The organism is Cytobacillus sp. (genome assembly GCF_964223445.1).
Lineage (GTDB): Bacteria > Bacillota > Bacilli > Bacillales > Cytobacillaceae > Cytobacillus.
In genome coordinates this window covers 1-13,672 of sequence record NZ_CAXQGS010000128.1, presented here as the reverse complement: position 1 = coordinate 13,672, position 13,672 = coordinate 1, and the positions used below count along the sequence as shown (strand labels likewise).

The following is a 13,672-nucleotide window of genomic DNA, read 5'->3' as shown; positions in this document are numbered from 1 at the left end:
TCTCGAAAGTTATGAATTCGGTATGGATACTGAATTATCCTTTAATATGTAAATTTAATGTGCCTCTTCTCTTTTCTATAATGAATTACTTCTCTGTGCATGGGTTCATCGTCTATTGTTTCGGCCTTTTTAATTTTGAGGATGGACCCTAACGTATCGGCGCGGTTTCTTCCCTGTTCGGCGCGGACTCCTTCCTTTTGCGCGCGGATTCTCCTGGTTTAGGCGCTCACTGCTTCTGTTCGCGCGGGCTCTTGGGATTTGTGTGCGGGTTCTTCCCGTTTGCGCGCGGACCCCTCCCTTGATTCTTCCCGTTTCAGCGCGAATCTTCTTGACTAGCAGGAGATCTTCTTTTTTCTCACGATCCCAAACAAAAAACCAGCCTAATGGCTGGTTCACTCACTCTCTTTCAAAGCATCCGCTTTGCCCATTTCGTAGGCTTCGTTCATGACTTTAGTAAATAGGTTCATGAATGGCTGGATCATTTCCATGGATAGTTCAATGCCTGCATCGTCGAGCTGCTGTTTGGCTTCTGGCAGGTATTTCATGGCGATTTGCATGAATTCCATATTTTTTTCGTTTAGCTGCATCTTGTAGTACCTCCTATGTATAGAAATTACTCGTTGGGCAGTTTGCCTGTTTTTTTGTAATTCTCTATGGCGGCGTTTAATTCTTTTTTGAATTCTTCGTCAACGTCAGGGCTGAATTTCCCGAGTGAAATAACTTCATCCTGGAAATCGAAAGTTAAATTTCCTGATTCCAGTTCGCCATCGTTGAATTTTTCTGCCACAAGTTCATACAAAACATCGACATGCTGAACCGTACTGGTCAAGACGACTGATTCACCCAGATCAGACTGGTCGGAAATATAGCCGATGGCATAGAGCCCTTCCTCTTTTAGTTTCTCAATGACAGGAACATTATAACCATCTCCAGCGGGATAGACAACATCTGTCTTATTGGCAATCATTTTGTCTAAAAGAGCTATGGCTTTATTATCATTGTCCCAGTTGCCGACATATTGGATTTGCACGTTTATCCCTTCATCAATTTCGCTTACACCTTGATAAAAACCTTCTACCTCCGGCTGCCATTCAAAAGCTGCGAGTATTCCTATATTATTGGTTTTCGTCATATGACCTGCAACCATGCCCCCGAAGAATCCCATTGCATAGGCTTCAAAATTCAAGCTGGTGGTGTTTTCATTTTTGGCATCTCCATTAAAGCTGACAAAATGAATGTCAGGATATTTTTTAGAAATGTTATTAAAGTATGCTGCATATTCATTGCCATGTCCAAAAATAAGGTTTACACCTTTTTGATCAAACTCTTTAACAGCTCTTTCAACAACCATCTCAGAATTCATGCCCTCTTTATAATAAACCTCCACATTATAATGGGATTGAATCTTTAACATGCCTTTATAGCCTTTGGTCCCCCACACCTGATCATTGACGGTATCAGGCACTAATAATCCAGCTTTTTCAAGTTTTCCTGTAGACATCGCTTGTCTGCAGGAGGCCAATAAAAGAAGGCACAAAAGAAGGATCCCGAATTTCACTAAAGTCTTATGCATCTCCTTTTTCTCCGCCTCTCTGTCTTTCGCTTCATACTAATGGTATGACCGGTTTATTTTACCAGACTAATTCAATTCTACCTTGTCTGTATGTTAATTGAAAAGTTTTTTTTCTTGTTTAGAAACCATCCGGGCTCTCTATAGAAAGAAAATGGCTTCTTTGCTTCTCAAGCCCTTCGGAGAATTTCACGGAACACATAATCGCTTTTTCAATTACTTTTCCTTTTGCCAGATCGGGCCTGCGCCAATTTTCATTATAGTCAATCGAAAGGTATTCTGCACATTTTTTCCAATGCCCATTAACGCTGCTCATTAATAGGCAGGATTCTCCTAAAGGCTTATCTGCACATTTCGATAAGAAACAGATGAGATCCTCAATGAAAATAGCGTCATGTATCCATTCCCTTTCATTTATTATTACTCTTTTTCCATTGGCAAGAGCCTGGTGAAAACTAAATTCTTCTGGCTGCCAGGGACCGTATATGGCAGGCAGGTAAAAGCATGAAACTGAAATATTGTTTTCTCTAAGGATTTCAATAGCATCTTCCAAGCAGCTGTGTGTTCTGCTGATGTCTTTAAGCCACTGAATAGGGAGAAGGAATGCAATTTTCACTTGCAGGTCCTTGAATACAGGCAAATTTTTTATAAGAAATTCCTCAATAAGCTCCTTCTCCCTTAAAGAGGCGAGCTCATTCTTTATATATAAATCGTATATATCTATAAAAATTACATCATTTTTTATTATTTCTCTTTTAGAATTAATCCATGATGAATAATTTTTTTCATAGAAGTTGGCATTCCTTCCGATTGCCAGGCGTTTTTCACTGATTAATGCATCTTCTTTTTCCTTGTTGAAATGAATTCCATCTATCTCGCAGCCCTGTTCAAGCAGATGCTTGCACAGGCTGAATCCTATAAATTCAAAAGTTCCTACTATTACTGCCCTGTCCATTTTCACTCCTCCTTAGAAGCATATTAATGTATACTATGCTTCAGGGATTGTCTTTATTTCTTGGCGGAATGGCAGCAGATTTTTATAGAACTTTTTCATATTTTCTAAAGAAGTTTGTCATTTGAGAAGACATTCGCTGTTTTTTATCTGGTAGGATATAAAACACAGAGATAGGGCTATTTTCATTTTCCCATTGTATTGATCGTTTCTTTAAATAATCTGATTGCTTGTAAGCTCTTCCTCCAGCCAGTACCTGAATGATTCTGACTGGAACTTTAAGGCCCGTTGTAAGGTTTTTCTCATGTCTGATGAGCAGGTCCGCTATTTTCTCCGTTTCTATTTCATATGAAACTGCCAGCTCTTTTAATAGTTTCTTGTAAAAAAACTTATGCTCCTTTTCCTGATCAAGATGATGCTTTAGTGAAAGGATGGGATTGATTAATACGGCTGAACGGATTAAATCGCTCATTTCATGCAATAATCTAAGGGCTACCAATGCCCCCATGCCCTCAGCAATAATATGGATCTTTTCGTTAATAATTTCCGTTCGCAGAATATGTTCATACAAGCCTTTAGCCTTATCGACAGCCTGATCGTTTCCCCAGTGCCTCCCGTAAAGATTTGAATAAAAAATCGTATAGCCATCTTCCCTGAGCTTCTTAATTAATGAATATTTCCCTTCATTTTGAGTCCAAAAACTGCAGTTTCTGTCAACAAAGTGCCGATCATCCCCAATAATCAGGATACCGAAACCACTAGGTTTATCTGGGTAATGAATCATGCACCATTCTGTATCCAGCTGGAAGTTCCGGCTTTCCATAGTAAAACTCCTTTGCAAGTTTGTTCATAATAATGTATGTGAGTGAAATTAAAATGAATGGGGGATTTGCCTAGTTTCAGACAAGTTCATTATGAAGCTGGCTGCATCCAATCAGAGATCTGAAAAGTACATGTATAGGATGTAAAAATAAATTTATTTCTTTAATAGCTTATGCTAATATGAAAAGGGATTAATTATGTTAGAGGTGAAATAGATGAGATACTTTTGGACATTTTTCTGGACTTTCCTTCTTGTTCAAATGTTAACGTACGTAGTTTCTTCAATGCTTGGAGCGCCTTACGATTTTGTAACCGGCACCATTCTGGCGGTTGGAACAACTGTTTTAATTTTTGTTGTCGCTTCCATCATTCCTGAAGGTCCTGTTGAGAAAGAAGGTCTTCATTAATCTGCAGCTTATGCATGAAATGAAAAGAGTCATCCTGATTGATTCAGGATGATTCTTTTCATTTGCGGACTTATTTTACCAGCAATTCAATTTTGCCGTTATCTGCAGATATGACAACTTCACTGTATTCTTTAATTTCACCTGCGATTATTTTGCGGGCAAGTGCTGTTTCAACGTTCCTTTGAATAAAACGTTTGAGCGGCCTTGCTCCATATATGGGATCAAATCCGTTTTCTGCAATATATTCTTTGGCATTATCATTTATACTCAACTTAATATGCTGATCAGATAATCTTGCTTGAAGCTGAATAATTAATTTTAAAACAATACTCTTTATTTCATTCAGAGCTAAAGGCTTAAACAGAATAATTTCGTCCACTCTGTTCAGAAACTCTGGACGGAAATGGCTCCGCAGCTGATCAAGTACTTTGTCTCTTGTTCCTTCAGATATTTCTTCTTCACCAGCAGAACGTTCCAGAAGAAAATGGGAGCCAATATTGGAAGTCATAATGATAACCGTATTTTTAAAATCAACCGTGCGTCCCTGTGAGTCAGTGATTCTTCCATCATCAAGCATCTGCAGGAGGATATTGAATACTTCAGGATGGGCCTTTTCAATTTCATCAAGCAGGATTACTGAGTATGGCTTCCTTCTGACAGCTTCTGTCAGCTGACCGCCTTCCTCATATCCTACATACCCCGGAGGAGCACCAATCAATCTTGATACAGCATGTTTTTCCATATATTCGGACATATCAATTCTGATTATTTGTTCTTCACTATCGAATAATGACTGTGCAAGTGCCTTAGCCAATTCTGTTTTTCCCACTCCAGTTGGGCCCAGGAAGATGAAGGAGCCAATGGGGCGATTCGGATCCTTAATTCCTGCCCTTGCCCTAAGGACAGCATCTGACACAAGCTGCACAGCTTCTTCCTGGCCAATCACTCTTTCATGAAGGATGCTTTCAAGGCGAAGCAGCTTTTCACGTTCTCCTTCAACAAGTTTAACCACTGGAATACCTGTCCACCTTGCCACAATGCCTGCAATTTCTTCTTCTGTGACTTCCTCTCTCAGCAGCCGGTCCCCTTGATTCCCGTTAACTGCATTTTCAAGCTCTTTCAATTCCTTTTCTAAAGAAGGGATTCTTCCATGACGCAATTCGGCAGCTTTATTCAAGTCATAATTATTCTCTGCTTCTTCCAGTTCCCGGCGCATTTTCTCAAGCTGCTCCCGTTTTTCCTGGACTTTCTGGATTCCTTCCTTTTCAAGCTGCCATTTTGCTTTCATGCTGTTAGCCTGGTCTTTTAATTCGGCCAGTTCTTTTTGAAGGTCTGCAAGTCTCTTCTTGCTTCCTTCATCACTCTCTTTTCGTAAAGCTGCTTCTTCTATCTCCAGCTGCATGACCCTTCTTGTAACCTCATCCAACTCTGATGGCATTGAATCGATTTCCGTCCTGATCATGGCACAAGCTTCGTCAACCAAGTCAATCGCTTTATCAGGAAGGAACCGGTCTGTAATATACCTGTCTGACAAGGTTGCGGCAGCCACAATAGCCCGATCGTGGATATTGACACCATGATGGATTTCAAAGCGCTCCTTCAGCCCTCTGAGAATTGAGATTGTATCCTCTACATCCGGCTCCTGCACCAATACCTGCTGAAAACGCCGTTCCAGAGCCGGATCTTTTTCGATATATTTGCGGTGCTCCTCAAGTGTGGTAGCTCCTATACAGTGCAATTCTCCCCTTGCAAGCATGGGCTTCAGCATATTCCCTGCATCCATTGCTCCTTCTGTCTTGCCCGCTCCCACAATGGTGTGAAGTTCGTCAATAAAAAGAAGAATTCTTCCTTCGCTTTTCTTAACCTCATTTAATACAGCTTTCAGTCTTTCCTCGAATTCACCCCGGAATTTGGCCCCGGCAATTAAAGCGCTCATATCAAGAGCAAAAATGGTTTTATCCTTGAGGCCCTCAGGCACATCTTTACGTACAATTCTTTGTGCCAATCCTTCGACAATCGCTGTTTTTCCTACCCCAGGTTCGCCTATTAAAACTGGATTATTTTTGGTTTTTCTTGAAAGGATGCGAATAACATGCCTGATTTCACTATCCCGGCCAATTACAGGATCCACTTTCCCCTGTTTCACCTCTGCAACAAGATCTCTTCCATATTTTTTTAAAGCCTCATATGTTGATTCCGGATTTTGCGATGTCACCCTCTGATTCCCCCTAATCTCCTTAATCGCCTGCTCCACTAATTCTTTATTGATTCCGTATGACTTTAAAACTGCTGCCGTTTCGGTTTCCGCTGCTGCAGCAGCCATGAAAACATGCTCAACTGACATGAATTCATCCTGAAATATCTTCATATAATTTTCTGCTTCCGCCAGCACCCGCTGCAGTTTACCGGTTATATACAATTTTCCATGTTCCGTTCCTGAACCGGACACTTGCGGTTTTTTCCTCAGTGCTTCCTGCATTTTATTATTAAAAGAATCAGCCGGAATCTGCATTTTTGACAGTATTAATGATATCAGGCTGTTTTCCTGTCCCATTAAAGCCAGGAATAAATGTGCTTCATCCACCTCCTGATGCTGCTCGCGCAACGCTATGGACTGTGCATTTAATAATCCTTCCTGAAGCCGCTCTGTCATCCGATTAAAATCCACTATGCAACCTCCTTTTTGACCTTTTTTGACCTTTAGTTTTATTATAATCCATTCTTTTCATATGTAAAGTTTCCAGCAGTTTATTCTCAGTGTAAAAAGCCATCCGCAATTGGGATGGCTCTATTTTTATACTATTTCCCCATCTTCTTTATCAATAATCAAAATCAAGGCTTTCTTTTATACGTCCAAAGCCGGTTATGATTGGATGTTTCCGGAAATTGGTCCCCAGCTCTCATTTTAAGCATTTGAGGATTATTGACGTTACTTCCCGTTTCGCCAATTTCTATATAAATTCCATTATTAGGCGCTTTCTGGCCAGGCTTAAATTGTCTGTTTTGCCCCATGCTGAATACCTCCTTTAATCGTAAATCACTTATTATTATTTCCACTCTTTCATCTCTCATGAGGGAAACTATTGGCATCGCATAAAAGCAATGAAAAGGATATTACTTTACTCTGCTCTCCTTTTTATAGTTAAATGGGGTGTATGAGATTTCATTATGGAGGATTTACTTGTGACAGATTTTCTGATATTGCTTAAATACTTGTTTTTGGGATTATTTCAAGGATTTACAGAGCCTATTCCCATTTCATCGAGCGGGCATCTGGAGATTGCACAGCACTTTTTCGGCCTTGACATTAAAGGCCTTAGCTTTGCACTCCTTGTAAATACTGCCTCATTATTAGCTGTGCTGCTTATATACAGGGAAGATATTATGAGACTCATGCGGAATGGCCTTGCATACATTACAACTAAAGATAAACAGACAGAACCTGACTTTCGGTTTATCATTTACTTGATTATTGGAACCATTCCTGCAGGTGTCATCGGCATTTTATTTGAGGATTTTATCGATTTGCACTTTGCAAATATAAAAACAGTTGGGATTACTCTTATCGTGACAGGACTTGCGCTGTGGCTGATCCGTAATTTACGCGGACGGAAAAATGATGCTGAATTATCTTATAAAGATGCAATAATTGTAGGACTTGCACAGGCAGTTGCCCTGATACCGGGAATCAGCCGTTCCGGTGCCACCATTGTAGCCGCCATGGGTCTGGGGATGAAACAGGAAACAGCTTTAAGGTTCTCTTTCCTTTTATATATCCCCGTAAGTGCCGGCGGAATGATACTGGGGTTCAACGACATTTTAACAGATCCCAATTTATCTGAATTGGCATTGCCCTATACAATAGCCTTTTTTGCATCATTGATTGCATCTTACTTTTCGCTGAAATGGTTTATGAATATTATGGCTAAAGGGAACTTGAAGTATTTTGCGATTTACTGTTTTATTGTTGGACCGCTTGTTTATTTCTTATCTTAATGAAAAAGCCTTCTCAGCGCTGAGAAGGCTTTTTCATTATAATATTTCTGAAAGAATGGCTTTTTGAACATGAAGTCTGTTCCCAGCCTGTTGAAAGACAGCGGAATTGTTTCCATCAATAACTTCCGCTGAAACTTCCTCACCGCGATGAGCAGGAAGGCAATGTAAAAAGACGTAATCTTTTTTTGCTTTTTGGACAAGATATTCATTAACCTGATAATCAGCAAAGTCTTTCAGCCTCTGTTCATTCTCAGTTTCCTGTCCCATGCTCGTCCAGACATCTGTATAGATGGCATCGGCATTAGCAGCCGCTTCTCCAGGGTTAGATGTTACGATTACTTTTGACCCGCTTTGTTCTGCAAACTCTTGTGATTGCTTGAGAACAGATTTATCTGGTTCATACCCTTCAGGACAGGCAATCGTGATATTTATCCCCATCTTGGCAGAAGCAATCATTAAAGAATGGGCTACATTATTGCCATCGCCTACATATACCAGGTTTTGGCCTTTTAACTCCCCATTTTTCTCTTCGATTGTAAGGAGATCGGCAAGAGCCTGGCATGGATGATAAAGATCGGTCAAGCCGTTAATAACCGGAATGTCCGCATGATGAGCCAGCTCCTGGATCTTCGCATGGGAGAATGTGCGTATCATAATCGCATCAACATATTGTGAAAGCACTTTAGCTGTATCCGCAATGCTTTCTCCTCTTCCCAGCTGCAGATCCTGACTATTTAAATATAATGCATGACCCCCAAGCTGCAGCATCCCTGCTTCAAAGGAAACTCTTGTACGTGTAGATGACTTTTCAAAAATCATGCCAAGAATTTTGCCTTTTAGGATGGAAGTTTCTGCACCCTGCAGATGAGCTTCTTTTAATTGCTTTGCTTTTTCCAGCAGCCCCTTAATTTCCTCTGATGAAAAGTCAGCAAGTGTTAGAAAATCCTTTCCTTTCAAATTTAAACCCTTATCAGCGGCCTGAATTGAAATCATAAGACGCCCACTTCCTTTTCTCCAAATTTGTTTTTAATGCCCAGCCAGTCATCAATGGATTTAACATCCCATTCGCCTGCTGACATTGATTTTAATAATGCAATAAGCGTTTCTTTTTCACTGAAAGTCAAAATTCTGTTTTTGATTCCCATTTCTCTCATTCTCTTATCTTCTTCACTCATGCCAGGATTATATAAAGCAAAGGTTTCCTGGGTGTTCCAATCCATATTTTCTTGATTCAGAAAAACAGGCACAACATTAGCCTGATTAACATAGTGAGTTAATTCTTCTGTTTCTGGAGAGTTTGCTATTACGACACATTTGCCTTTAGCACTATTTAAGCCAGCATGGAAAGATTTTCTGATTGCTGCCTCATAATTTGGTGCCAGTGAAATCCCCTCTCCTGTTGATTTCATTTCAGGACCTACCTTGCTGTCCAAACCCTTTAATGCATAATTTGAGAAAACCGGGAATTTCACACATACAAATGGGAGTTTCGCCGCACCCGGCATTTCATCTTTCGACAAATTATATTTCCCAAGCAATATTTTTGTCGCAATCTCCACCAGCTGCACGCCTGTGACCTTGCTGATAATTGGTACTGTTCTGCTCGCGCGAGGGTTTATTTCAAGAATAAACACCTCTTCGCCATTAACGATATATTGAATATTCATAAGTCCTTTATACTGGAGCTTTTGCACAATGGCTTTTGCATAGGCTAGCATTTTATTCTGAACATTTTCTGAAAGATTTTGCGGCGGGAGAACGGACATGCTGTCGCCAGAGTGAACACCCGTTTTTTCAATATGCTCCATAATTGCAGGTGCACAGATATGATTTCCGTCAGCTGCCAGATCAAGCTCAGCTTCTGATGCATGAACGAATTGATCAATTAAAATCGGATAAGGGACATCACCTTTCGTTAAATAACTCTCCAGCTCAGATGATGAAGCAATACGTTCCATTCCTCTGCCGCCAATAACATAGGATGGGCGGACAAGAATCGGGAATCCAATGTTTTCGGCTGCTTCTTTCAGCTCTGCTTCTGAGTGGACAACATCTCCTTTTATCCTCGGGATATTCAAATCATCCAATAGCTGATAAAAAAGCTTCCGGTCCTCTAATGCATCAATGGTATTTGAGTCAGTTCCAAGCAGGGTAACGCCATAAGCTTCAAGATCGGATGCCAGATTCAGAGCTGTCTGCCCGCCAAGCTGCACAATGACATCTGAAATTCCTTCTGCTTCAATCACATTCAAGATATCCTCAAGAATTAACGGTTCAAAATAAAGTCTGTCAGCGGTTGTATAATCCGTACTTACCGTTTCAGGGTTGTTATTGATCATGATTGTCTCAACGCCTTCATCTTTCAGAGCAAACACTCCCTGAACGGAGCAATAATCAAATTCAATGCCCTGGCCAATTCTGATGGGGCCGCTTCCGATAATCAGGACTTTCCTCTTATCACTCTTCACTTGTTCATTTTCGCCAAAGTAACTGGAGTAATAATAATTAGATTGTGCTTCAAATTCAGCAGCGCATGTGTCAACCATTTTATAGGCTGGTAGAATTCCAGCCTTTTTGCGTTTGTCCCTGACTGCTTTCTCCGCAACTTTCCATTCCAATGCAAGAAACTTATCACTGAAGCCCTTTTCCTTAAATAGCTGCAGCTCTTCTTTTGTTGCTTCATCAAGTGTTAAGGCAGAGATTTGTTTTTCCAGTTTTACCATTTCATTGAGTATATTGAGATAGAAATAATCTATTTTCGTAATTGAGTGTAAAGCTTCCACTAAATAATTTCTCCGGAGTAATTCAATCACGGTAAAAAATCTTTCATCAGTCTGCTTTAACAGAAGTTCCTCAAGAAAGGCATTCGATTTAGCTGATAAGCCAGGTGATTTTAAATCATTTTCCTTTACTTCAAGTGAATGGATTGCCTTTAAGAGAGCGCGTTCCAGATTCCGGTCAATGCCCATTACTTCTCCGGTTGCTTTCATTTGCGTTCCGAGCTTGCGGTCTGCAGAAGGAAATTTATCAAAAGGCCATTTTGGAAACTTAACGATGACATAATCCAGAGCTGGTTCAAAGCTAGCAAATGTATCTCCTGTTACAGGGTTGATAATTTCCGATAAGGTGTACCCGACGGCAAGCTTTGCAGCCATTCTGGCAATTGGATACCCTGTTGCTTTGGATGCAAGGGCAGATGACCTGCTGACTCTGGGATTAACTTCAATCAAGTAATAATTCTTACTATGCGGATCAAGGGCAAACTGAATGTTGCACCCGCCAATAATACCAAGCTCTGAAATGATCTTAATTGATGCTGATCTCAGCATCTGATACTCATCATCTGTTAAGGTTTGTGAAGGTGCGACAACAATTGAGTCACCAGTATGAACCCCCACAGGATCAATATTTTCCATATTGCAAATAGTAATGCACGTATTCTGTGAATCCCGCATGACCTCGTATTCTACTTCCTTAAATCCTGCTATGCTTTTTTCAACCAGGCATTGGCTGATCGCACTCTCTTTTAAGCCGCCCTGCACCAAAGACGTCAGTTCATCAAAATCTCCTGCTATGCCTCCGCCTGTTCCGCCAAGAGTATAAGCTGGACGGACGATAATAGGAAATCCAATTTCGCGGGCAAATTGGATGGCTTCTTCCACTTCATGGACAATGATGCTTTCAGGAACAGGTTCGTTAAGCTCATGCATCAGCTTACGAAAAGCTTCCCGGTCTTCACCTTTCTTTATGGATTCAATACTGCTTCCCAAAAGCTTCACTCCATAACGTTCAAGCACACCTGATTCACTAAGTTGAAAAGCAAGATTCAACCCTGTCTGGCCTCCCAGTGTGGCAAGCAGGCCATCGGGACGTTCTTTTTTTATAATTTTCTCAAGGCTGTCAGCTGTCATCGGCTCGAAATAGACTTTGTCAGCAAAAGCTTTGTCAGACATGATGGTAGCCGGATTGTTATTCACAAGGATAACCTTATATCCTTCTTCCTTTAATGCTGCGCAGGCCTGTGTTCCTGCATAATCAAATTCTGCTGCCTGCCCGATGACAATAGGGCCTGAGCCGATTACTAATATGGATTGGATACTGGTGTCTTTAGGCATAAGCGAAAACTCTCCTATTCTCCTCTTGAATCATGTTCATAAACTCATCAAAAATATAATCACCATCCGCAGGTCCCGGATGGGCTTCCGGATGGAATTGCACCGTATGGATTGGCAGCACCTTATGCATTAGTCCCTCAATTGACTGATCATGAAGGTTTACATAGCGGGTTTTAAACCCTGTATCTTTTATGCTTTCTTCATCAACCACATAGCTATGATTTTGTGATGACATAAAGACAGTGCCCTTCTTCATGTCCGCAATCGGGTGGTTGGCACCCCTATGGCCAAAGGACAGTTTCTTTGTGTTGCCTCCAAATGCTAAAGCTGCCAGCTGGTGGCCAAGGCAAATTCCCAATGCCGGATACTGCTCCATCACCTTTTTTAATTCCGGGAGGATGCTTTTTAATTCTTTTGGATCTCCAGGTCCGTTTGAAAGCACCACACCGTCTGGATTTAGTTTTTTTATCTGTTCAAAGCTTGTATTATAAGGAACAGATGTAACCTTGCACGCTCTTTTCAGCAATGAATCCACAATTGATTTTTTAGCTCCAAAATCCATGACAACTATATGAATGCCGCCCTCTCCAAAGCACTCCATAGTTTGTGATGATACTTTACAAACTTTTTCATCTTTTGGAAGCAGCAATCCGGCTGCTGCCTTTTCCGAAGAAGACATTTTTGCCGGCATGCTGCCTTCTGAACGGATTTTCTTTACAATGGAACGGGTATCCATATGCCCTAATAATGGAATATTCCATTTCTGAAGGTATTCCTGAAGCGAATAAGCCGATTTGTAATGCGAAGGATTTCTGCTTCCTTCATATACAATAACCCCAGCCACATGAGGCTTCTTGCTCTCAAAATCAGACTCATTTATTCCGTAATTTCCGATTAAAGGATACGTAAATACAATAATTTGGTCCTTATAAGAGGGATCTGTCAATACTTCCTGGTAGCCTGTCATTCCTGTAAAAAAAACGATTTCCCCTTCTATATCCTTTTCAGGCTTATCTGTGAGCCATTTGCCCTTATAGGAATGGCCGCTATTTAAATGTAGGTATCCTTCCATTATCAACACCTCTAAGCTATCTGTATATTTATATAACTTCGTTAATTTTTATTCATTTATTTGAAAAATAATACAGCCTACACAGCTGATTTTGAAAATTCCTTTAGTGTGGATTGCAGAATTTGTATCGCTTCATCCATTTCAGATTTTGATGCTGTCAGCGGAGGCAGCAGCCGCAAAACATTTTCTCCTGCAGGCAATGCCAGCAAGCAATTGGCTCTTAATTCCTTCAACAATGATGGAAGGGGAATATCTGATTCAATACCGACCATCAGACCAAGAAAGCGAATCTCCTTAACAGCTGCAGTCTGTTCAAGCGATTCTGCCAATCTGTCAGCAAGATATGCACTCTTTTCCTGAACGCCTTGTAAAAAATCATCATTAAATATTGTGTTCATGGTAGCAATAGCTGCGGCAATGCTGATCGGGTTCCCGCCAAATGTTGATCCATGGCTACCTGGCCCAAAAACTCCTTCTAATGCTTTTTTTCCAATCACAGCGCCTATTGGCAATCCGCTTCCCAAGCCTTTAGCTGCGGTTACGATATCGGGAGAAAGGTCAAAATGCTGAAATCCAAAGGCTTTACCTGTTCTGCCTATGCCGGTCTGAATTTCATCTACAATCAGCAGCGCTCCATATTCTTTGCAAAGCTGCTCTGTTTTTGTTAGAAACTCCTGATTCCCAATGTGAATCCCGCCTTCACCCTGTACAATTTCCAGCATAACTGCCGCTGTTTCC

Annotated in this window: 13 protein-coding genes; 2 read left to right on the top strand and 11 right to left on the bottom strand. The window is 40.9% G+C overall.

The genetic code is table 11. The annotated features are described in order from the left end of the window. Positions 1-129: 129 nt before the first annotated feature. From ACEQ1T_RS21715 to ACEQ1T_RS21695, 5 genes are all read right to left on the bottom strand, one after another. Positions 130-396: a hypothetical protein gene (locus ACEQ1T_RS21715; RefSeq protein ID WP_370224715.1), complete on the bottom strand. Its 267-nt coding sequence runs from the start codon at positions 394-396 to the stop codon at positions 130-132. Then, positions 393-587 (bottom strand): ComZ family protein, encoded by a 195-nt coding sequence (locus ACEQ1T_RS21710; RefSeq protein ID WP_206835278.1) that lies wholly within the window; start codon positions 585-587, stop codon positions 393-395. Before ACEQ1T_RS21710 ends, ACEQ1T_RS21715 begins: the two co-directional genes overlap by 4 nt. Before the next feature lie 26 nt (positions 588-613). Then, positions 614-1,573, bottom strand: coding sequence for a BMP family ABC transporter substrate-binding protein (locus ACEQ1T_RS21705; protein ID WP_206835276.1), 960 nt, complete (start codon positions 1,571-1,573; stop codon positions 614-616). Positions 1,574-1,691: 118 nt separating this feature from the next. Next, positions 1,692-2,525 carry a hypothetical protein gene (locus ACEQ1T_RS21700; protein ID WP_370224714.1) on the bottom strand — a complete coding sequence of 278 codons (834 nt, stop codon included), beginning with the start codon at positions 2,523-2,525 and terminating at the stop codon, positions 1,692-1,694. Between the two features lie 82 nt (positions 2,526-2,607). Next, the gene (locus ACEQ1T_RS21695) at positions 2,608-3,345 is read right to left on the bottom strand and encodes a serine aminopeptidase domain-containing protein (RefSeq protein WP_206835274.1); all 738 of its coding nucleotides are present in this window, start codon (positions 3,343-3,345) and stop codon (positions 2,608-2,610) included. Between the two features lie 214 nt (positions 3,346-3,559). Between ACEQ1T_RS21695 and ACEQ1T_RS21690 the strand changes: the two genes are divergently transcribed. Then, on the top strand, positions 3,560-3,751 hold the full coding sequence (locus ACEQ1T_RS21690; RefSeq protein ID WP_206835273.1) for a YjzD family protein: 192 nt from the start codon (positions 3,560-3,562) through the stop codon (positions 3,749-3,751). A 70-nt stretch (positions 3,752-3,821) separates the two neighbouring features. Here ACEQ1T_RS21690 and clpB read toward each other — a convergent pair whose 3' ends face one another. Both clpB and ACEQ1T_RS21680 read right to left on the bottom strand, forming a co-directional pair. Continuing rightward, positions 3,822-6,419 (bottom strand): ATP-dependent chaperone ClpB, encoded by a 2,598-nt coding sequence (gene clpB, locus ACEQ1T_RS21685; protein WP_370224712.1) that lies wholly within the window; start codon positions 6,417-6,419, stop codon positions 3,822-3,824. Between the two features lie 164 nt (positions 6,420-6,583). After that, positions 6,584-6,763: a YjzC family protein gene (locus ACEQ1T_RS21680; protein ID WP_009331234.1), complete on the bottom strand. Its 180-nt coding sequence runs from the start codon at positions 6,761-6,763 to the stop codon at positions 6,584-6,586. Between the two features lie 171 nt (positions 6,764-6,934). On the opposite strand from ACEQ1T_RS21680, the gene ACEQ1T_RS21675 reads away from it, so the two are divergent. Further along, positions 6,935-7,747, top strand: coding sequence for an undecaprenyl-diphosphate phosphatase (locus tag ACEQ1T_RS21675; RefSeq protein WP_370224709.1), 813 nt, complete (start codon positions 6,935-6,937; stop codon positions 7,745-7,747). A 36-nt stretch (positions 7,748-7,783) separates the two neighbouring features. Here the strand turns inward: ACEQ1T_RS21675 and argF are convergent, their stop codons facing one another. The 4 genes from argF to ACEQ1T_RS21655 all read right to left on the bottom strand — a co-directional run. Further along, entirely contained in the window at positions 7,784-8,740 is a 957-nt protein-coding gene (gene argF / locus ACEQ1T_RS21670; RefSeq protein ID WP_370224708.1) for an ornithine carbamoyltransferase, read from the bottom strand. Next, positions 8,737-11,862 carry a carbamoyl phosphate synthase large subunit gene (locus ACEQ1T_RS21665; RefSeq protein WP_370224707.1) on the bottom strand — a complete coding sequence of 1,042 codons (3,126 nt, stop codon included), beginning with the start codon at positions 11,860-11,862 and terminating at the stop codon, positions 8,737-8,739. Before ACEQ1T_RS21665 ends, argF begins: the two co-directional genes overlap by 4 nt. Next, complete coding sequence (locus ACEQ1T_RS21660) at positions 11,855-12,934, bottom strand: carbamoyl phosphate synthase small subunit (protein ID WP_370224704.1); 1,080 nt, start codon at positions 12,932-12,934, stop codon at positions 11,855-11,857. The genes ACEQ1T_RS21665 and ACEQ1T_RS21660 overlap by 8 nt, the downstream gene beginning before the upstream one ends. Positions 12,935-13,011: 77 nt before the next feature. Beyond that, positions 13,012-13,672: aminotransferase class III-fold pyridoxal phosphate-dependent enzyme (locus ACEQ1T_RS21655; RefSeq protein ID WP_370224702.1), on the bottom strand; the 661-nt coding region annotated here is incomplete at its 5' end.

Coding starts and splice junctions, on each gene's coding strand:
- ACEQ1T_RS21710 (WP_206835278.1), bottom strand. CDS start 587: ATGCAGCTAAACGAAAAAAATATGGAATTCATGCAAATCGCCATGAAA.
- ACEQ1T_RS21705 (WP_206835276.1), bottom strand. CDS start 1,573: ATGCATAAGACTTTAGTGAAATTCGGGATCCTTCTTTTGTGCCTTCTT.
- ACEQ1T_RS21700 (WP_370224714.1), bottom strand. CDS start 2,525: ATGGACAGGGCAGTAATAGTAGGAACTTTTGAATTTATAGGATTCAGC.
- ACEQ1T_RS21695 (WP_206835274.1), bottom strand. CDS start 3,345: ATGGAAAGCCGGAACTTCCAGCTGGATACAGAATGGTGCATGATTCAT.
- ACEQ1T_RS21690 (WP_206835273.1), top strand. CDS start 3,560: ATGAGATACTTTTGGACATTTTTCTGGACTTTCCTTCTTGTTCAAATG.
- ACEQ1T_RS21680 (WP_009331234.1), bottom strand. CDS start 6,763: ATGGGGCAAAACAGACAATTTAAGCCTGGCCAGAAAGCGCCTAATAAT.
- argF (WP_370224708.1), bottom strand. CDS start 8,740: ATGATTTCAATTCAGGCCGCTGATAAGGGTTTAAATTTGAAAGGAAAG.
- ACEQ1T_RS21665 (WP_370224707.1), bottom strand. CDS start 11,862: ATGCCTAAAGACACCAGTATCCAATCCATATTAGTAATCGGCTCAGGC.
- ACEQ1T_RS21660 (WP_370224704.1), bottom strand. CDS start 12,934: ATGGAAGGATACCTACATTTAAATAGCGGCCATTCCTATAAGGGCAAA.